Annotated in this window: 18 protein-coding genes; 10 read left to right on the plus strand and 8 right to left on the minus strand. The window is 36.7% G+C overall.

The annotated features are described in order from the left end of the window. Positions 1 to 9 precede the first annotated feature (9 nt). Together MKX83_RS07640 and MKX83_RS07645 are read right to left on the minus strand one after the other, a co-directional pair. A complete protein-coding gene (locus MKX83_RS07640; RefSeq protein ID WP_095370042.1) occupies positions 10 to 1,344 on the minus strand; it encodes an ABC transporter permease in 1,335 nt (444 codons plus the stop codon). Further along, on the minus strand, positions 1,341 to 2,030 hold the full coding sequence (locus tag MKX83_RS07645) for an ABC transporter ATP-binding protein (RefSeq protein ID WP_341054905.1): 690 nt from the start codon (positions 2,028 to 2,030) through the stop codon (positions 1,341 to 1,343). Before MKX83_RS07645 ends, MKX83_RS07640 begins: the two co-directional genes overlap by 4 nt. A gap of 184 nt (positions 2,031 to 2,214) precedes the next feature. Here MKX83_RS07645 and hemG point away from each other — a divergent pair, with 184 nt between their 5' ends. Further along, positions 2,215 to 3,600, plus strand: a complete 1,386-nt coding sequence (gene hemG, locus MKX83_RS07650; protein WP_341054908.1) for a protoporphyrinogen oxidase — start codon at positions 2,215 to 2,217, stop codon at positions 3,598 to 3,600. A 27-nt stretch (positions 3,601 to 3,627) separates the two neighbouring features. Here hemG and MKX83_RS07655 read toward each other — a convergent pair whose 3' ends face one another. Beyond that, positions 3,628 to 5,301 (minus strand): BCCT family transporter, encoded by a 1,674-nt coding sequence (locus MKX83_RS07655; RefSeq protein ID WP_341054911.1) that lies wholly within the window; start codon positions 5,299 to 5,301, stop codon positions 3,628 to 3,630. Positions 5,302 to 5,576: 275 nt separating this feature from the next. Between MKX83_RS07655 and MKX83_RS07660 the strand changes: the two genes are divergently transcribed. Beyond that, complete coding sequence (locus MKX83_RS07660; protein ID WP_341054912.1) at positions 5,577 to 6,437, plus strand: AraC family transcriptional regulator; 861 nt, start codon at positions 5,577 to 5,579, stop codon at positions 6,435 to 6,437. Between the two features lie 42 nt (positions 6,438 to 6,479). Here the strand turns inward: MKX83_RS07660 and MKX83_RS07665 are convergent, their stop codons facing one another. The 4 genes from MKX83_RS07665 to MKX83_RS07680 form a co-directional block, all read right to left on the minus strand. Beyond that, positions 6,480 to 7,682: a CynX/NimT family MFS transporter gene (locus MKX83_RS07665; RefSeq protein ID WP_341054914.1), complete on the minus strand. Its 1,203-nt coding sequence runs from the start codon at positions 7,680 to 7,682 to the stop codon at positions 6,480 to 6,482. A gap of 87 nt (positions 7,683 to 7,769) precedes the next feature. Then, positions 7,770 to 8,099: a hypothetical protein gene (locus MKX83_RS07670; RefSeq protein WP_095370037.1), complete on the minus strand. Its 330-nt coding sequence runs from the start codon at positions 8,097 to 8,099 to the stop codon at positions 7,770 to 7,772. 480 nt (positions 8,100 to 8,579) lie between these two features. Then, positions 8,580 to 9,128, minus strand: a complete 549-nt coding sequence (locus tag MKX83_RS07675) for a hypothetical protein (RefSeq protein ID WP_340978232.1) — start codon at positions 9,126 to 9,128, stop codon at positions 8,580 to 8,582. Then, complete coding sequence (locus tag MKX83_RS07680) at positions 9,125 to 9,502, minus strand: hypothetical protein (RefSeq protein WP_095370035.1); 378 nt, start codon at positions 9,500 to 9,502, stop codon at positions 9,125 to 9,127. Before MKX83_RS07680 ends, MKX83_RS07675 begins: the two co-directional genes overlap by 4 nt. Before the next feature lie 268 nt (positions 9,503 to 9,770). On the opposite strand from MKX83_RS07680, the gene purU reads away from it, so the two are divergent. The 4 genes from purU to MKX83_RS07700 all read left to right on the plus strand — a co-directional run bounded on the left by purU (position 9,771) and on the right by MKX83_RS07700 (position 13,767). Further along, positions 9,771 to 10,670 (plus strand): formyltetrahydrofolate deformylase, encoded by a 900-nt coding sequence (gene purU / locus MKX83_RS07685; protein ID WP_095370034.1) that lies wholly within the window; start codon positions 9,771 to 9,773, stop codon positions 10,668 to 10,670. A gap of 230 nt (positions 10,671 to 10,900) precedes the next feature. Next, positions 10,901 to 11,620, plus strand: coding sequence for a DUF5058 family protein (locus MKX83_RS07690; protein WP_322910061.1), 720 nt, complete (start codon positions 10,901 to 10,903; stop codon positions 11,618 to 11,620). Between the two features lie 12 nt (positions 11,621 to 11,632). Next, positions 11,633 to 12,325, plus strand: coding sequence for a small-conductance mechanosensitive channel (locus MKX83_RS07695; RefSeq protein WP_233435276.1), 693 nt, complete (start codon positions 11,633 to 11,635; stop codon positions 12,323 to 12,325). A gap of 20 nt (positions 12,326 to 12,345) precedes the next feature. Continuing rightward, positions 12,346 to 13,767 carry an amidohydrolase gene (locus tag MKX83_RS07700; protein ID WP_095370032.1) on the plus strand — a complete coding sequence of 474 codons (1,422 nt, stop codon included), beginning with the start codon at positions 12,346 to 12,348 and terminating at the stop codon, positions 13,765 to 13,767. 89 nt (positions 13,768 to 13,856) lie between these two features. Here the strand turns inward: MKX83_RS07700 and shc are convergent, their stop codons facing one another. Continuing rightward, positions 13,857 to 15,734: a squalene--hopene cyclase gene (gene shc / locus MKX83_RS07705; protein WP_341054917.1), complete on the minus strand. Its 1,878-nt coding sequence runs from the start codon at positions 15,732 to 15,734 to the stop codon at positions 13,857 to 13,859. Between the two features lie 174 nt (positions 15,735 to 15,908). On the opposite strand from shc, the gene MKX83_RS07710 reads away from it, so the two are divergent. The 4 genes from MKX83_RS07710 to MKX83_RS07725 all read left to right on the plus strand — a co-directional run bounded on the left by MKX83_RS07710 (position 15,909) and on the right by MKX83_RS07725 (position 20,896). Further along, positions 15,909 to 16,979 carry a DUF2515 family protein gene (locus tag MKX83_RS07710; RefSeq protein ID WP_233435344.1) on the plus strand — a complete coding sequence of 357 codons (1,071 nt, stop codon included), beginning with the start codon at positions 15,909 to 15,911 and terminating at the stop codon, positions 16,977 to 16,979. Between the two features lie 291 nt (positions 16,980 to 17,270). Then, complete coding sequence (locus MKX83_RS07715; RefSeq protein WP_341054919.1) at positions 17,271 to 18,461, plus strand: hypothetical protein; 1,191 nt, start codon at positions 17,271 to 17,273, stop codon at positions 18,459 to 18,461. Positions 18,462 to 18,492: 31 nt separating this feature from the next. Beyond that, the gene (locus MKX83_RS07720) at positions 18,493 to 19,719 is read left to right on the plus strand and encodes a Zn-dependent hydrolase (RefSeq protein WP_445293158.1); all 1,227 of its coding nucleotides are present in this window, start codon (positions 18,493 to 18,495) and stop codon (positions 19,717 to 19,719) included. Position 19,720: 1 nt separating this feature from the next. Further along, positions 19,721 to 20,896, plus strand: a complete 1,176-nt coding sequence (locus MKX83_RS07725) for an amidohydrolase (RefSeq protein WP_095370027.1) — start codon at positions 19,721 to 19,723, stop codon at positions 20,894 to 20,896. The last annotated feature ends 78 nt before the right edge of the window (positions 20,897 to 20,974 follow it).

Genomic DNA, 20,974 nt, shown 5'->3' on the forward strand with positions numbered 1-20,974 from the left:
TGATTTTGATTATAATTCTCTTCTCATCGCCTTAAGAACATCCACTTTTGTTGCTCTCTTTGCAGGGCGGAGACCTGAGAATACGGTAACGAGTAAACAAATACCGACACTAATAAGGGTCAGTGACCAAGGGATATATGACAATAATAGTCCTTCTGGAGCTGCCTCATCAAATGCTGTTTGAATAATAAATGGTACAGATAAATTGACTAGGAAGCTGACACCATAAGCAACAATCGTCCCAAAGATGGCGCCTAATAAGCCGATATAAGTACTTTCTAATAAAAAGATATTTTTAATTGTACGTGGATGTGCACCAATCGCTTTCATAATTCCGATATCCGGTGCCCTTTCCGTTACAGCCATTGTCATCGTATTGTATATACCAATAGATGCAATAATCAATGCAATCGTACCAATAAAGATAAGGCCGATTTTCATAATAAGGAAGATGACATTCATTTGTTTCATTTCATTGGCAATCGAATAAATCATATAGCCTTTATCTTCAAGAGTCTTGTTAATTCCTTCTACTTCTTGAACGTTATTTGCGTATACTTTTACATAATCATAGACGTCTTCCGATTGTTTGGCGTCAAGTTCGCCGCCTTCGTACATTTCAGTGGCACCGCGCATAACGCCAGTGAATTGTTCAACTTCTTGTAAGATTTCTTCGGAAATAAAGACATGTGCTTCATATGCCCAATCGCGAGCAGGCTTTTCAGCGATTCCTACAATTTTAACAGAAATGGTTTTCTTCGTTTCTTTCCCATCTGTTAATTTAATGACTTCCATGTCCATTTCTTTATTTAGCAAGTCATCAGTATAGACATAGTCCTCGTTGATATTTCCTTCATCATCGTACAATTTCTCAGGGTTAGCACCGTTTTTAATTAAGCTTTCAGTAAAGTGATAACCGACAACAACTTCATTCTCCCCCTCAGGTAAGCGCCCAGAGGCGAGCTTGAAGTCTGCTTTAATCTCTGATGGAAAGTGTGTGACGATGGCATTCGTATTAGATGTATAGTCATCTAGTTGGAAGAAAGGCATCTGCGCCAATTCATTCCTGCGGGTAACGGCTTCCACTCCGTCCATTTCTTCAAAATAAGTAATATCTTCATTTGTTAGTCCTTGTGAATCTTCTTTCCCGTATATCTCCACTTGGGTAACCAATTGGTTTTGCATCATATCAGAAATAATCGATTTATGAAGTCCGAAGCCGACAGAGGCAAGTACAATTAAGAATGCAACACCAATCGCAGTAGCAAGTACTGTCATAAATAACCTAGATTTATTTTTCTTTAAATTTTGTCTAACGAACTTAAACTGATCTTTAAATGTCATTTCCCTACTTCCTCCAATACACGACCGTCAACAATTTCTATTGTGCGATGACCGAACTCGGCAACCTCTTCATCATGAGTAATGATAAGAAAAGTAATCCCTAATTCTTCATTTAATTGTTTAATGAAAGCGAGTAAGCTTTTCTCGGTGTCACTATCTAGGCTACCCGTTGGTTCATCAGCAAGAATAAGAGGTGGATTCACTACAAGTGCACGAGCAATACTGACCCGTTGTTGTTGTCCGCCTGATAATTCGCTTGGGTAATGGTCCTTAAACTCTGCTAGTCCAACACGCTCAAGTGTCTCTAACGTTTTTTGTTTACGTTCCTTTTCATTCATCCCTTTAAAAGTTAACGGCAATTCAACATTTTGGAATGCTGTCATACTTGGAATCAATTGAAAGTTTTGAAAGATAAAACCGATATGCTGAAGTCTAAAGGAGGCAAACTCTCCTTCAGAAAGCTCCGTCACAGTTTGATTATTAATCTTAACTTCACCATCCGTTGGTTTAATAAATCCGCTAATAATATTTAGTAAAGTTGATTTTCCAGATCCGCTTTTACCTACAATGGATACAATTTCTCCTTTGTTAATTTGGAATGATACATCCTTCAGAACAGGTATGACCGTTTTCTTCTCTTTTTTACCTATTTCAAAAGAATGATAAATCTTATTTACCTCAATCATGCATTTTCCCACCTTTTCTTTTGAATACAACTTAATAGACGTAAGTGAAATGAAGTATCCCTACATATTTATCAAAAAAAATCTTTTTTAAATGCAAAAGTCATTCAATTGTTGATAGAGATTGAGTTGAAGTAGTGATGTTGTGATAAACTATTATCATTGAGAAAAAGTTGAGGTGTACGTAATGGAAACGGTGTTGATCGTCGGTGGTGGCATAAATGGTCTGTCAGCTGCCCATGAACTACAAAAATGGAAAAACGCAAACAATCGCGACATTCGCATTATATTAACAGAAGCACAAAATCATCTAGGTGGAAAAATTAAAACCGTTGAAGCGGATGGATTTATGATGGAAACGGGCGCTGATTCTATTGTCTCAAGGAAAGTAATGGGGAGAGAAATCTTTTCAGAACTGAATTTAAGTGATGAGGTCGTTTATAACGGGACAGGTCGCTCTTATTTATTTACCGATGGCGAGATAAAGCCCATCCCAGTTGATGCTGTATTTGGTATACCGACAAGTATCGAGTCATTGGCTAAAACTACATTAGTCTCTGCTGAAGGTAAAGTTCGAGCATTAAAAGACGTTTATCACCATAAGAATCCATTTACAGTTGAAGATAGTATTGGTGACTTTCTTACCTATTATTTTGGCGAGGAATTAGTAGAGAAGCAGATTGCTCCAGTATTATCGGGTGTTTATTCTGGAAAACTACAAGATTTGACGATTTCATCTACCTTACCAGCTGTTTTCGAATATAAAAAGAAATACGGAAGCATTATCATGGGGTTCAATGATCATAAGGAGAAATATCAGAGTAGCGGTGAAAGGAAGTTCCTCTCTTTCAAAAATGGTCTTTCAACAATTATTGACGCATATGAAAAATCTCTTGGAGCAGTGGAAATCAAAAAAGGATACGAGGCACAATCAATACAAAAAGAGAAGCAACATTATAAGGTGAGTTTTTCAAATGGTGAAGTGATGAAAGCAGATCATATTGTCTTAAGCACTCCACATCAAGTTGCGCAACAATTACTTGATGACGCAGCGTTGAATCAGTATTTTTCTAACATGAAAAACAGCTCACTCATTAGTGTTTACATAGGATTTGATGTTCCTGATGCGGTTTTACCCGAAGATGGAACTGGCTTTATTACTTCAAACAATAATGAGCTACATTGTAATGCATGTACATGGACAAGTAGAAAATGGAAACATACGTCTAAAAGTGGAAATCTCCTTGTCCGTCTCTTTTACAAAAGTAGCCATCCTTCATTCGGTAGAGTGAAGGATATGGAAGATATAGGATTACTTGATCTAGCAAGAGAAGATTTACAGAAAAGCTTAAAACTAGCAGCTGAACCCATTGTATGGGATATAACAAAATGGAATGAATTAATGCCTACTTATACACTGGACCACCCGCAATTAATCAAAGGGATTGAACAAACACTTATAGAGAAATATCCTGGTGTGTATATAGCAGGAAGTTCTTACTATGGTTCAGGGATTCCGGATTGTATGGAGAATGGTATTGAAGTGGCTAGAAGAATAACAGCTACATTGTGAAGAAGTAAAAAAACAAGAGGGGGAAGGTTATTCCTCCTTCTTGTTATTTAGTTCTTCCATTTTTTCTTTCTTTTTCTTTTTTAAGCGCTTTTTCTCTTCTTCCATTTTACTTTCAATCCAACGTTTTTCTTCTTTTAATTCTTGTTTGATTAATTGCTTTTGTAACCTTCTTGACATCAATTTATCTTTTGTTGCTCCTGAAAGCTCTATTTCTCTTTTCACTTGCTGAAGTTCCTTTATTAAGGATATAGTCATTAGAACCATTACAAAGGAAAATGGGAATGCAGCAATAATCATTGTATTTTGTAGTGCTTGAAGCCCTCCAGAGTAAAGCAATACAGTAGCAATGGCTGATAATAAGACGCCCCAAATGAGTTTATTACGATTAGAAGGATTTAACACACCTTTTACTGATTGCATACCTAATACAATCGTAGCTGAATCACCTGAAGTAATAAAGAAAATGGAAATCAAGATGAGAGAGAGGAGAGATGTGATAAAACTTATAGGCATCTCTTTCAATGTCCCAAATAGCATTTGCTCAGTATTCATCGAAGCCAAATCAGCTATCCCTGTCATTTGCATATCGATAGCTGTGCCTCCTAAGAAAGCGAACCAAATAAATGTAACGATGGTAGGTACAAGCAATACTCCAATAGTAAACTCACGTATGGTCCTTCCTCTAGATACTCTTGCTATAAAAGTGCCAACATACGGTGACCATGCCATCCACCATGCCCAATAAAAAATTGTCCAATTATTAATCCATTCTCTACTTTGTTCATTATTTGGTGTTAATCTAAAGCTCATTTCTGGCAGTCTTTGTATATACTTCCCAATCGTATCTGTGAACAAATTTAAAGAATAAACAGTCGAACCAAAAACAATAAAAAAGACTAGGAGTACAAGGGCAAGTATCATATTGACATTGGATAAAATTTTAATACCTTTATCAATCCCAGTAGTGGCTGATATTAAGAAAATGACTGTAATAATGATAATAATCACTAATTGGATAAGAAAAGAATTAGGGATATTCCAAATGTAAGAAATCCCACCATTTATTTGACTAGCTCCAAAGCCAAGAGTAGTTGCGATTCCTGCAACAGTGGCAATAATCCCGATAATATCCACTATTTTACCTAACGGACCGTCTGTATTTTTCATAATAGGAGATAGTGTAGAGCTAATTGAACCATCTCCCCCTCGACGGAAATTGAAAAAGGCAAGACAAAGAGCAATAAGGACGTATATACTCCAACCATGAATACCCCAATGAAAATAGACATACCTTAAAGCGTCCATAGCTGCTTGATCGGTACCCGTTTGCCCTGTAGGAGAATCAATAGCGAAATGAGAAATAGGTTCTGCTGTTCCCCAAAAAAGAAGACCTGTTCCCATCCCAGCACTAAACAAAAGGGCAAACCAAGTAGGATAACTATATTCTGGTTTTTCATCTGACTTCCCCAGTTTTAATTTCCCATATGGGCTAACAATTAAAAATAAGCAAACACAGACAAAAATCGTGACTATGATTAAATAATACCAGCCAAAAGTAGAGGTGATGGCTGATTGAATAGCAGCTGTATAGTTTTCCATCACTTTTGGAGCGAATGCACCGATAAAAATTAAAACGAGTAAAATACCGACTGACCAATAAAAGACGGCCCCGAATTTCTGATGTTTAGTTTCATTATTCACTATCATATACCACCTTTTTTATTGTCAAAGCGTAACTCCTGATATTAAATGGAAAAATCCCTACTGTAATTCTTTTACCTTTTCTAGTGTTTCGAATTAAGATAAATATTATGTACACTTATCATGTGAAAATGGTGTGTGGAATAAGGAATATTGCAGTAATAGGAAGTATTTGTTCCTTTATGCGACCGGAGTTAACCTATCCAAACAGAGCAATAAATGACAGGCGTAAATAAATGATGCGATATACAATCAAACTGAAGGGAGAAGAGTCTATGAGTTGGGTAACAGATATACAAAAAGCGTTGGATTATATTGAAGCAAACCTGTTGAAAAAGTTAAACAGTAAGGAGGTAGCCAAACAAGCGAATACTTCTCCTTATCACTTTCAACGAACGTTTGCGATTTTAACGGATATGACGCTAGGGGAATATATAAGGCGACGAAGATTAACGGGTGCAGCCATTGAGCTTGGTAATAATGATGAGAAAATTATTGATATTGCTCTAAAATATGGCTATGAAACCCCAGAAGCATTTACTAAGGCATTCAAAAAGCAACATCATATCTCACCATCAGAAGTAAAGAAATACCGTGGAAAGTTGAAATTATATCAGCCCTTAAAAATACATGTAACATTAGAAGGAGCCGAACCAATGAATCATACGATTATTTCAAAAGAAAGCTTTCAAGTAGTAGGCTTAAGAAAAAATTATTCCCTTGAAAAAGATGAAAACCTAGCAGAAATCCCAAAGTTATGGAATCAAGTGAATCAAGATGGGACTTATGATCGCTTACTTTCATTAAATAATGGCTCAATAAAAGGTGTACTTGGTGTTTGCGTGGATCATATAAATCAAAGGGAGATTGACTATTGGATTGCTGTCAATCATGAGGGCCATTCTACTAGCTTTGAAACAATAACGATTCCAGCCTCAACTTGGGCCGTATTTCAAGTGAAAGGAGAGATGCCTAAAGCAATCCAGCAAACGTGGAAACAAATATTCTCAGAATGGTTTCCAACAAGCGGTTATAGACATGCGGGAACCGCTGAGTTAGAGGTATATCCTGAAGATGGCTCTAATCGTAGCGATTTTTACTCAGAAATTTGGATCCCTGTAATCAAAGAGTTGTAAGTAAAAAAAGCTGGGTTGTAATCATGAACCCAGCTAAATGATTTAAGAGGTTTGCTTGAGGTTTGTGGTTTCCTGCACAAAAACATTTCTTCCAGCCCCGATCCCACATAAAGTAAAAAGAACGGCAATAGTAATAAGGGCAAAAAATGCTGTATGCCATTGGTGAAAAAGGTCATAAAGAAGTCCAAGTAAGAAAGGACCACATGCTGCCAATAAATAACCAAAAGATTGGGCCATGCCAGAAAGAGAGGCAGCCTGTTCACTGTTCATAGATCGTAGACTCATTAATGCTAATGAATGACTTATCGCAGCTCCTAAAGAAAGACCAATGAGGATAATACTTAGAAATGTGATCACCATATTTGAAGTGAGAAATAACCCGCATAAACCTGTAATAAGGGTTGTACCAATCCCTAACCCAATCCATTTTTGATGTGATAATCTTTCTCCTAAAATAGGAATAAAAAAACTCGCTGGTAAACCCGAGATTTGCATGATAGTTAGCATCCAACCACCCATTTCTAACGTGAAACCTTTTACTATCAATATCTCTGGTAACCATGTGGAAAAACCAAAATAGATAAACGATTGCAACCCCATAAAACCGGTGATTTGCCATGCTATTCCCGACCTAAACAATGTAGAGAATGAAAGGAGAGGAACAGGGTTTTTTTTAGGTGTCTTTTTAATAAATGGTATCCATAGAAGACAAGCAAGTAAAATAGGGATTACCCAAATTAGTAGACTGGTTTTCCATGCAATCCCATTGCTAGAAAGTGTTCCACTAATACCTGGTGCAAAGCCAGCAAATACCCCCATTGCTAACGTATATATGCCAGTAATTAGCCCTATTTTTAATGGGAATTGTGCTTTAACAAGACTTGGGAGTAACACGTTACAAATACCTATCCCTAACCCGATCATGAAGGTACCAAGAAATAGTATGAAAATAAAATTAGTAGAGCGCATGAAGACACCTAGACCTATCAGTGTTAGACCGCAGAAAAGCACCCTCTCAATTCCCCATTTTTTTGCAAAAAAAGGAGCAAAGGGGGAGATAGCTGAAAAGGCTAATAAAGGGAGCGTGGTTAGTAAACTCACTGTACTCGTATTAAACTGCAATTCATGTTGTATGTCACCAATAATGGGGCCAACTGAAGTAATCGCAGGGCGTAAATTGAATGCAATTGTGATAATCCCTATAAAAATAAGTATATTCCTACCTTGATCGCTTCTATCTGTCATAATTAACGCCTCTTTTCAAGTAATCCAAGACGCGTTAATTATAATGAATTTTCTGATATTTGTATAGGGCAACGAAATGTTTATCTATTATTTCTTTGTCTTAGGTGGTAATTGGAGGCTTCGTAACAATTGGGTCTCTATACTATTCTGAACAGTATGCTCGATGAAGAAATCACTAATCATTTTCTTATACTTCTCGTCTTCAAACATTTTTTTATTTTGCAATTCCATCTCGGCGAGTCCTTCATATATGGCAATGAGGCAATAGGTATGGTCATTACCGGAAATAGGGCAGAGAATTTCAACCTCGTGACTGTAGTTTTCGTTGCGAAAGCTTTTGATATTAGCGAGATTTTGTATGCCTTCTTGAAAGTTTTCTTGTTTTAGTTGAAATGATTGATATACATAAATACTCATAATGAACATTCCCCAATCTTCTTTTATCAATTTAAACTTCACTCATTTTTGGTCGATATAGAATGATATAGGAGTATTTTGACATTAATATATCACGATTATTCATATTCTTCTTAGAAACTTAAGCAACGTTAGAGAGTTATGTAGCTTTTGCTCTATTTTTTATCGAAATATCTTTATAAGTAGGGGAAAGTCGACTTTTGCTCAATTGAAGAATTTATGCTTTATGTAAGTGTAAATCGAGTTTGTGCAGCTAACATTGTAGAATGCATGATTGATGACTGAGCAAATCAAATTTGCGCAGCAATCTTTCCGATTTTTACACATGATGACCGACAAATTGAATACGAGCAGTTAACTATCTGAAATCGCTCTGATTGGTATGAGGAAACAGTTGCTACTCACTATTTGTTTATGAACGAAGAGTTAGGAAGGCAATAAAAAAGCACCTGATGACATCAGATGCTTTTCCCATGATGGTTATTTCTTAAATACCTTATTTACAAGTTCGTTCATTGACATGTCACTATTTACTTCAAAAGTCCCTGGACGTAGATCATTTTCTAGACCCTTTTTCTCTACGGCATCAAAGAAGTCTTTACCATTTTTAATGATTTTTGCAGACTCAAGTGCATTACCGACGTCGATACTAGTCATACCAGAGGTAACTGTGAGCATCGTACGGTAAACAGCTTTTTCATTTTCATTTTCTTTTGCATCGTTAAGTTGCTTTTTTAGCTTTTCATTTTCTTCTTTAACAGAAGCGATATCTTTCATATCTTTATTAATATTGTTCCATTCTTCTTCACTATGAATAATAAATCCTTGAGATTGTAAGGCTTTTTCCATCTCTTCAGTACTAAGTTCTTCTTTGGTTGCTTCTGCGGGTTGATCGACTTCTTCTGTTGCTTTTGGCTCGGCAGCTTCTGTTTGTTTGCTTTCGGCCGGACTAAGGAAATAAGTAATCCCGAGAATGACTGCTGCGACAATTAAACCACCAGCAAAGCTGCGCATCGTTTTCTCACTCATTGAGCTACTTTACTCCTTTCCGTACTACGTTTTTCGTATGGAGCTAGTAGGTTATTCACTTCTTGTAATGACATCTTTAGTTTTTGAGCGATGCTTTCGTTGGAGTATCCTCTTCTATGTAGGTCAATCATTTCACGTAGAAGTAATCTATGATCCGATTGTACTTCAGATGTACCTGCTTCTACCGCTGTTATCTCAGCATCTATTTCCATGAATTTTACTTTTTGCTGTAGTTGGTGAATTTCATCCATTAAGGAAAAAGAAACCTGGTCAATATGTTGTTCTTGTTCTGATTTCGATTGTTTACCCTTAACAAATGATAAAATGAGCAACACAACAGCTGCACCAAGTAAAATGGCTAATACCCATTCCATCTTATAATTCCTCCTTATATGAAACTATTATCCTGTGATTTTATAATTATACCTTCCTTTTTGTCGAAATACGATTATTTATGTCAAAAATGCCACTAAAGTCATATTTTTGTAACATAAAAACACAGGTTGCATGCTCCTATTATAGTATAAGAGAATGGGGTCTAAATTCAAGCAATGTACAATGAGTGTGTTTTTTTTTGCAAAAGGTTTGCGTCTTTATGAAAGAAAAGGTTAAAATGCAATAAATAGTTTGAAGGAGTGCAACATGAATACATTATTTAATAATCAAGCAAAAGTTTATAAAGAGAAAAATAAAAACAGGGGTCGCTTGCTCATCAAATGCCCTGATCAACCAGGGATTGTCGCCCACATTTCGAAGTTTTTATTTCAACACCAAGCTAATATTATCGAATCCAGTCAATATTCCACTGATCATGAAGGTGGCAACTTTTTTATGCGCATTGAATTTGAGTGTCCTGAACTTCCACAAAAATTTGGACAAATGAAAGAGTCATTTATAAATGTTGCTCAAGATTTTGAAATGGAATGGAAGTTACAACAAAATAGTGAATTAAAAAGAACGGCAATCTTTGTTTCAAAGCAGCTCCATTGTTTAAGAGAGATACTATTAGAATGGCAGAATGGCGACATGATGATGGAAATTCCATTAGTTATCAGTAACCATCTAGAGGCAAAAGAAATTGTTGAGTCATTAGGAATTCCTTTTTACCATATCCCTGCTTCGAAAGAAAATCGTGAAGAAGTGGAAACAAAGCAGCTACAATTACTTGAAGAGTATAATATAGATGTTGTCATTCTCGCTCGTTATATGCAAATTTTGACATCTCGATTTGTTTCTGCTCAAGCTAATAAAATCATTAATATTCATCATTCGTTTCTACCGGCATTTGTTGGTGCGAAACCATATGATCGTGCCTATGCTCGCGGAGTGAAGATTATCGGTGCAACTTCACATTATGTAACTAATGATTTAGATGAGGGGCCGATTATCGAGCAAGATATAAGTCGAGTTGATCATAGGGATGAAGTAGAGGACTTGAAGAGAAAAGGAGCCTCAATCGAACGCAGTGTTCTAGCGAGAGCAGTAAAGTGGCATCTTGAAGATCGCGTGATTGTATATGGTAATAAAACCGTTGTTTTTTAAAAATAAATCGTAATACCTAAATCGGGGAGTTTTCCTCGATTTTTTTATTCTAATAAAACGATGAAAGCGTTTTATTGTTCAAAAAGAATTATTAAAGTAAGTAAATATCCTTATCTTTGCGGAGTTTTAATTGTTAGATTTCCTTACATCATAATTGACAGCTTGTATAAATTGTTTTTCAATATAACTATCATAAAAAACAGAAAATTATAAATTTTAGGAGGATGATGATGGAGGAGGCAATAAAAATAGCAAGCCATCCAGTTGTGTGGATTATCTCACTTACAGTCATTGGTGTAGTCATTTTCCAAGGAATTAAATTTATTCAAATGGCAAAGAAAACAAGTGAAAGTGTAGGTCTAAGTAAGCAAGATGTTAACAGCGCTTTAAAAGTTGGGATGATTAACGCAATAGGTCCTTCATTTGGGATTGTGGTTGTAGCTGTATCTTTAATTACTTTACTAGGTGACCCTTTAACATTAATGAGAATAGGCATTATAGGTTCTGCTGCTACTGAATCGATGGGCGCCAATTTGGCTGCAACCGCTTATGGAACAGAACTTGGATCTGAAAGTTTTACTGCAGAAGCGTTTGCAACTGTCGCATGGGTTTTATGTATTGGTGGATGTGGTTGGCTACTCTTTGTCTTCTTATTTACTAAATCATTAGCAAAGATTGAAAGGAAAGTATCAAATAAACAACAAGCAGATGGCAAACTCCCCATTATGATGATTGTGTCAAGTGCTGCTATGCTTGCGGTTTTTGGTAACTTTGTTGCAGGTGAAATATTCAAAGGGGTGGAAACAGCTATTGTTGCTTTAACAGCGGCTGCTGCGATGCTAATCGTGAGTTTTATTGCAAATAAAAGTCATCAACTCAAATTTTTACATGAATGGTCATTAGGTGTATCGATTATTGTTGGTTTAACAGTTAGTTATTTTGTCCTTTAAGGAGGGAAAAGTATGGCGGTTTCCGAAAGTAATATAGCAGCTAAAAAAAATGAGGTGATTCATTCATATGAAATGTATACTTTTCATCAAAAATCACATTTCTGGGGACGCCTAACTATTGGGTTGGTCATTGTATTGACTATCTCACTTCCTCTATATCTATCCTTTGTATTAGGTATACATCCCGGTTGGCAACCAATTATTACTGGGTTGATAGCTTATGCTGCCGCCATCGGGTATGCCTGGTTTATGGAGCCAATATCATATTATCCAACTTTAGGGATATCTGGTACCTATCAAGCCTTTTTAACAGGAAATATTGCTAATATGTGCTTGCCTTCTGCTGCGGCAGCTCAAAATGCTGTTGGTGCTGAACCTGGAACGAAAAAAGGTGAAATTGTTGCGGCTCTTGCAATAGGAGCAACATCATTAATGAATATGGCCATATTAATTTTCATTATTGTTTCTGGATCTTATCTCGTATCAATTATTCCGGAATCGATTCAAGGAACATTTATATATATTGTTCCTGCTATTTTTGGAGGTATATTTGCGCAGTTTGCCCTTAAGAAGCCGTTATACGGAGGTATTGCATTATCAGTAGGATTATTTGTAAATCTAATACCTATTCCCACTTTTTTTAAAGGAATTATCTGTATCATCTTAACTATCATCATTTGTATATCATTAGAGAAAAGAAAGTAATTATAAAGGAGGAATTTATAATGATCAAAGAAGAACTTATAGATTGGATAAAAAATAAAGAAGAATTTTTTTCAGATATGGCAAAAGATATATGGAATCATCCACAAGTTGCTTATGAGGAAGAATACGCATCGAATTTACAAAAACAAGTCTTACAAGAAGCAGGGTTTGACATTCGAGAAAACGTAGGAGGAGCACAAACAGCATTCGTTGCCGAATATGGAAGCGGGAAGCCTGTTATTGGAATATTAGGAGAATTTGATGCCTTACCAGGACTTTCACAAGCGGTATCTACAAACAGGGAAGAGATTATTAGTGGTGGACCTGGACATGGATGTGGACATAATTTGTTAGGAACCGCTGGTGTGGAAGCTGTTATCGCGATGAGCGAAGCAATGAAAACGAGTGAAATAAATGGAACGATTCGTTATTATGGATGTCCTGCAGAAGAAGTTCTTTCTGGGAAAACATTTATGGCAAGAGAAGGAGTATTTAATGATTTAGACTGTGCATTAACTTGGCATCCAGGTGTAGCGAATTTTGTTGTCAATATGTCAATGCAAGCAATGGTTTCGGTAGAATATCAATTTAAGGGAATAACTGCTCATGCTGCTGGAGCTCCGCATGCAGGGAGAAGTGCATTAGATGCCGTGGAATTAATGAATGTTGGAGCAAATTATATGAGAGAGCATGTATTAGATGGCTCAAGGATACATTATGTCATTACTAATGGCGGCCTTGCACCTAATATCGTACCTGATCAAGCAAGTGTATGGTATTATTTGCGTGCAACTACGAAAGAACAAGTAGATAGTATGTTCAACCGATTAGAGAAAATTGCACAAGGTGCAGCACTAATGACTGAAACAAAAGTTGAGCATCAAGTGAAGGCATATGCGTACAATGTCTTGCCTAATGACACACTTAATAAGGTAATGTTAAAAAATATGGAAGGTGTGTCTTTTTCATTTAATCAAGATGAATTAAATTTTGCAGAAAAGTTGGTAGCAACAGTTGATAACGAAGTTGTTGAAATGTCCAAGAAGCAGTTCGGTATTGAACTAGAAGATCTATTACCAACGGATAAAAATCATTTCAAACATTTGAAAGGGCAATGTATAGGGGGATCAACAGATGTTGGTGATGTAAGTTGGATTACACCTGTAGGTCAAATCATGACAACTTGTGCACCAGTTGGTGTTCAACCCCATTCTTGGCAAGCTACAGCTTCTTATGGGTCCTCCATTGGACTGAAGGGGATGCATTTAGCAGCAAAATCAATGGCATTAACTTTATTTGATTTATTGACGGATACAAATTTAATCGATGTGGCAAGAGAAGAGTTTGTTAAAGAGACTGCTGGAAAGAAATATGAAGCAGCAATTCCTGATGATTTACGACCACCATCGTTAAAAAGCATGAAAGAATTAGTTCGTATGTAGCAGGGAAGTTGATTGGATAGGAATTATTGTGTAGATAAGCCTTAACAATATTCATTAGAATTGCTAAGGCTTTTTTTGTTTTGATTTCCTCATTCCTCTCCATATTTCTCACGATAATGTGATAAGGCTAAAAGAGGGAAAATGTAACGGTAACTGTGATAATGAAAATAAATCGCACCAGCGAGGCCTTGCCCTGCTGGGTAGTCTTCGCTCCAATCGTCATTGTCCAAAGATGTGAGGAGGTATTTTATGCCTCTTTTAATTGTCTCATCTGGCTTCTGACTTACCGAAATTAATGCATCTATGGCCCATGCAGTATGTGTGAGCGTACTATCACCTAATGGAATATATTTTTTTTGTTTATCACTTAAAGCGGATTCCCCATAACCTCCATCAGCATTTTGAATGGATCGTAGCCAGCTTGTAGCCTTCTTGATCATTTCACTTTTATTATCATATGCAATTGCTGATAATCCCGTAAGAGCTGCCCAAGTCCCGTATATATAGCAAATGCCCCATCTGCCATACCATGAACCGTTCTTTTCTTGGTGTGTTTTAAGCCATTCAATACATTTGTCGAAATGAGAATGTTGGTGTGGCATTTGTGTGTAATTGCCTAAAAACTCCATGGCTCTTCCTGTTAAATCGGCACTGCTTGGATCGGTGAGAATAAATTCACTATCTTGGATTGGTACTAAAGCTAGTAACTTATTATTGGTATTCTTTTCAAAAGCTGGCCAACCGCCATCATCATTTTGCATGGAAACGAGCCAATTCACGCCTAAATTCCAAGCCTCTTTTATGTTATCATCGATTTTTGCAGAGTTTGTAATTGCACGAAGAGTGGCTGAGGTATCATCAGTATCTGGCTGAAAAGTGTTAATGTTAGAAAATCCCCAAGCTCCTGGTTTTGTCTTGGGATTATGAATGATCCAATCTCCAAATTTATATTGTTGTCTACTAAGTAAATAATTAGTTGCTTTCTTTATCATTGGATCATTTGGTGTTAATCCAGCTTTTTGTAAAGAATAACTGAGCAAGCTTGTATTCCAAACAGAAGCAGTAGTGAATTGGATATGTGTATGACCCTTTACTTTTGTCTTGAATCCGTATAATCCTTTTACCGCATTCTCAATTAACGGATCATCTTTTTTATGTCCTAATGAAAGTAATGCAAACACCATTAAAAATGTCGAGCTAATATAGCCAAATAAGGTCCCGTCAGGTTCTAGGTGATTCATCATATATTGTTTTGCACGGCTCATACTCAGTTGGTGTAACTCTTGTGGTAGGCCTATAATTTTCTTAATACTTGATTTGATTGTTTTGTGTATGGTTCGCCATTCAGAGGAACGGGACCAACTAAAATTTGCTTCCTCTCTCGAAGTGAACAGATCTGATAAATCTGGACTGCTGGCTGTTCGAAAACGAAACTTCTTTTCTGCGATAATCATAATGGGAACTATATTTGCTCTGCCGTATACGGAGATGCTATAGAAATTAATTGGCATGATAGGTTGGATGAGCATTAGTTCAATTGGTAGGGGAAAGAACTTTGGCCATTCATACTGTCCTGTGATGGTAAGAATCAGCTTGGTTAGGAAATGGGTTTCCTCTATGCCACCTTGTTGTAAAATGAATCGTTTTGCTTTTTTCATTCGATCATCTTTTTTATCGATATAACCAGAATACAACAATGCATGATATGCCTCGACAGTTAAGGAAAGACTGCCTCCTCTTTCATCGTAATAATGTTTCCATGCTCCGTTTTCCTCTTGTTTACTTAGTATCCTTTTAACCAATTGTTTTATCATCTCTTCATCATCAATTTCCAAACTTCTTAATAAAATAATCATATACGTATCAGTGGATATACTAGATTCAAAAGGATATTCCCAAGTACCCGAAGTTGTTTGGTCAGCTCTTAAAGTAGTAATTAAATGATTGATTCCATTTGAGACCTTCATGATATTCACCCTTTTCGTTACTTTTCCTAACAATGTAAGCAATATTAATACATGAGTATTCATTGGACAAAATTATCATTCATAATGGTGGTGTTTTCCATATTTTTAATTCATAAATGGCGAAGAAAAAGCTTAAAATCATCTATTACTAGGAGAAAGCTAAAAAAAGAATTAGTGACCTTACTAAAGAAAAACAAGCAGAACACAATAAATGAACTTAATCTTGACGAACAACAGATCCTAGAAAAGATAAACCAACAAACAACAGCTTGTAATCTCAATAATGTGACAAGAACAAATGCTTATCTCGCGTTTTATTTGAAATACCCCCAAGTGCATTGGGCTTTGCTAGCACATTTCGTCTCCAGAAATGCGGGTTGGAATATGACAGATTTAAAGGGGGATTTATTATCAAAGATATTAAGTGAGACAGAACAGAATGCGTTCTTTCAATTTATGGAACGAGCCAATTGGTTGATTTTTCAAGATGCATATCCACAGTTATTGCTATACGAGGAAAGTGTCAGACAAAGTAAGCCGTTATTTCATTTGCTCTCTCATTTAGGAGTTTCTTCATTTATGCAAGCCGTATGGTCCATTTTTTGGCAGCAAAAGCAATCACATATCCTTACACATGCGCTTATTATTAATGAACAAAACTATATAGAAAAAAGAGTGGTACAAAACCCAATTTTTAAAGAAGAAGTGACTTCAACACTTGAGTTCAAATTACAAGATGTTTTTGCTTTTAACTATATTCTTTTTCCGTATCAGACGCATGGAATATCACAGTTAAAAGGGTTAGTTGTTCATTTATTTACAAAGTTGAATCAGAGAATAGAATTAGGGTATAAATTGTACACACTTCTATACGAAAACCCTTCTCAACTACGAAGCTATGTGAAGTGGGCGAACCAACATCCCCATACAGGGTCAAGAAGTGATTACTGGAGGAATGTCTATTGCGTCGTTCAGGAGGGAATACCGACAAAAACCTATAAGCCAAGAATTGCAGATGGTCATTTAAAAAGCGGTGCGAAAAAGTTATTTAGTCCTGTGCTTGTTCATGTATGGAAAGATACTAGTCATAAGAAGCCGGAGGTAGAAGATTGGTTTCAGAATGAGGGTATAGTGAAAATGCTATTTAAAGAAATGAATGTAAAAGATCATAACGTGAAACTGGCGTATATGAAATCCTTAGAAAGATTGGAGCTAGCAGTTGCTGCGAAAAGTTTATTATCGTAATGCAAAGACATACCTTTTTAATTCAGAGGGTATGTCTTTTTTTTGTACAACAATTTTAAATCTTACCATGCCTAGTAGTTTGACAGTAATCGTTTACCTTAACTTATGTTGAAGAGAAGGGATGAACTAGTTAACAATTATATGCTATTTAAGTGAATTTATAGAAATAAAAGCGCTTTCAAATAAAAAGATTATTAAAAATAATAACAAAAGACAAAATGTTCTTTTAATTTAAAAAGGAGCGTGATACTATTGTAAAATATCAAAATCGAATTTAAAGGAGTGGCATGTATGTCTCAGCTAATGGCTTTTGTAATTGTAATTGGAATTTTATTTATTGGGGATGTGGTAGCTACCAGAACAAAGGCATGGGTGCCATCCATGTTTATTTGTGCTTCACTATTTCTCCTTGGATATTGGACGTTCTTCCCTACGGATATTGTTGAAGTGGCTGGTATCCCATCGTTTGTAGCAACATTATTAATGTATTTGCTCATTACTAATATGGGTACATTGCTTTCTTTACGGGAATTAAAGCAGCAGTGGAAAACGGTAGTGATTGCTCTTTCTGGAATCTTGGGCATTATTGTCATTTTATTTACAGTTGGTGTACTACTTTTCGATTTTCAAACAATGGTAGTGGCTATTCCACCACTTGTTGGTGGTGTAGTATCGGCATTATTGATGTCAGACGCAGCTGCCGAAGCGGGACTTGTATCATTATCCGTATTTGCCATTGTTATTTACGTTATGCAAGGTTTTGCTGGTTATCCACTGACATCCTTTGTCTTGAAAAAGGAAGGGAAAAAGCTTCTTCAGCAAGTACGTAAAGGGGAATTGAAAATAAAGGATTCTGTCGAGGAGACAGCAGCCACAACTGAAGAAGTAGAATTAAAGTTGTTTAAATGGCTACCTGAGAAGTACAATACAGACTTTTTTAAGTTTTTCCGTCTAGGTATAGTTGCTTTCTTTGCCTATCTTGTGTCAACTGTATTAACCCCGGTCGTTTCAATTAGTCCGTTTGTCCTCTGTTTATTATTTGGTGTGATTGCTACAAGTTTTGGATTTTTAGAGAAGCAGTCGTTACAAAAAGCAAATGGGTTTGGTTTCGCAATTATGGCATTGATGTTATTTATCTTTGATGGACTAAAGCAAGCAACACCAAGTATGATGCTAGAAATAATTTATCCTTTAATTGCAACAATCGTCATTGGTGTAATCGGTATGTATATTTTCTCAATGATCGTCGGTAAAATTCTTAAGGTAAGTAAAGAGATGGCCTTTGCTGTATCTTTAACCGCATTATACGGATTTCCAGCAGATTACATTATTACCAATGAAGTAATTAAATCATTAACAGATGATGAAGAGGAAAGAAATATCCTCACTAGTCATATGTTGCCACCAATGTTAGTGGGCGGGTTTATAACCGTCACGATCGTCTCGGTTATTTTAGCAGGTCTATTTGTCCAATTCTTATAAATTCGCAATCGAAATGAAGGAGTGATGAATGTTGAGTAATGTATTAACTCGAATTGATCAACATATAAAAACACTTGGTAAGTATACAAGTACGCCCGGAAAAGGTACAACGAGACTTACTTATTCAAATGAAGATTTACAAGCAAGAAACTATTTGAAGGATGTCATGAGAGACTACGGATTAACTGTATCGGAAGATGGTGTAGGGAACATTTTTGGTAAATTGGCTGGAGAGGTGAATGGACCAAGCGTTTTAATCGGCTCTCATTTTGATTCTGTTCCACATGGTGGTGATTATGATGGCCCTGCTGGGGTGGTAGCTGGATTGGAAGTGGCAAAACTATTCCAAGAGAATGGCATTAAACCTAAGTATCCATTGGAAGTTGTGGCACTAGTAGAAGAAGAAGGGTCAAGGTTTGGTGGCGGGTTAATGGGATCTAGAAGTATAACAGGTAAGCTTACAGACCAGACATTTAGAGAGTTGGCGGATTCACAAGGAGTTTCCACAGTTGAAGCGATGAAGAGTATTGGTTTGAACCCAGACCTCGTAAAGAAGCGTGACAGAGATACGATGAAGGCGTACTTAGAACTGCATATTGAACAAGGACCGATTTTAGAAAATGAGAAGACCTCAATTGGTATCGTAGAAGGCATTGTGGGTTTATCACAATTGGAGATAACAATTAAGGGAAAGGCAGGTCATGCAGGAACAACACCAATGGATGGTCGTGCAGATGCGCTTGTAATGGCAGCACATATGATTGCTAAGCTACCTAAGATTGCTGAAATTTACGGAGAGGGGACTGTCGTTACAGTTGGTAAACTATCAGTCTATCCGAATGGAGCAAATGTTATACCTGGGTCGGTTACATTTACGATTGATTTACGGTCAACAGAAGAAGCTAAATTGAAAACTCTACTAGAGGAAACACAAACTTTTATTCGTCAGTTACAAAGTGAGAAAATATCTATCTCTATTGCAGAACAATTATATATGTCACCAACAATATTAGATGATGAGATGAAGAAGCAATTAGAAAAGGGCTGCGAGAAATATAAAATATCTTATCAATCTATTTTCAGTGGGGCTGGACATGATGCCATGGTATTTGCTGAACAAACGAAGGCGGCTATGATCTTTATCCCAAGCAAAGATGGATTAAGCCACTGCCCAGAAGAATGGTCAGACCATCAAGATATTGAAAAAGCAGTATATGTTTTATTTGAAGCAGCAAAACATCTCACGGAGGTGAACTAACATGAACAACTATATTAAAGAGGCAATACTTGCGAGAGCGAATGAAGTGATTCAATTAAGAAGAAAGCTTCATAGTGAGCCGGAATTATCATGGGAAGAAGTAAAAACAACAGAGTTTATTGCTAACTACTTGGAAGATTTACAAGTTCCATATCGGAGAATGAAACCGACTGGTATAGTTGCTGAAATTACTGGCGGTAAGCCTGGAAAAAAAGTAGCTTTAAGAGCGGATATTGATGCCCTACCTGTAGAAGAGCTAAATACAGAATTATCTTACGCATCACAAGTAGAAGGGAAAATGCATGCTTGTGGCCATGATGCACATACAGCCATGCTATTAGTAGCAGCGGATGTTTTAAATAGTATGAAGGAAGAATTAAGTGGAAGTGTTCGTCTTATTTTTCAACCAGCTGAAGAAGCAGCCAGAGGTGCACTAGCAATGGTCGAGCAAGGAGCAATGACAGAGGTTGATCATGTGTTTGGTATTCATATTTGGTCCCAAATGGAGACAAATAAAATTGCTTGTACCGCAGGACCTCAGTTTGCATCTGCTGATATTTTTCATGTAGCTTTTCAAGGCCAAGGGGGACATGGTGCAATTCCACATGATTGTATAGATGCAACAGTGATGGCTTCTTCCTTTGTGCTGAATTTGCAGTCGATTGTTTCAAGAACAATTGATCCACAGCAAGGAGCAGTTGTAACCGTAGGAAAGCTTGAGTCTGGAACTAGATTTAATGTCATTGCTGAAAATGCTAAACTTGAGGGAACCGTTCGTTGTTTTGAACCTGCAGTTAGAGATCACATAGAGGAGCAATTATCTCACTATGCAAATCATGTTGCTGGTCTATACGGTGGCAAGGCAGTGGTTGAGTATACGAGAGGGACCCAAGCAGTAATTAATCATGAGGAGAGTGCTGCGTTAGTCCAAGAGGTGGCAGTCGACTGTTTTGGCCCTGATGTCCTATTTGATGAAAAACCAACAATGGGTGGAGAAGATTTCAGTTTTTATCTGGATTACGCACCAGGCAGCTTTGCGCTTGTAGGAAGTGGAAATAAGGATAAGGATACCGAATGGGCACATCACCATGGTAGGTTTAATATAGATGAAGATGCTTTAGTAACGGGTGCAGAGCTATATGCACAATTTGCCTGGTCTTACTTATTGAAAGTTTAATAAGCTAGCTTCTGTAATCATAAGTAAATCTTAAATGACAATAAAGAAACCAATCATTCAATGATTGGTTTCTTCTTT

This window comes from Cytobacillus sp. FSL M8-0252 (genome assembly GCF_038007345.1).
Lineage (GTDB): Bacteria > Bacillota > Bacilli > Bacillales > Cytobacillaceae > Cytobacillus > Cytobacillus kochii.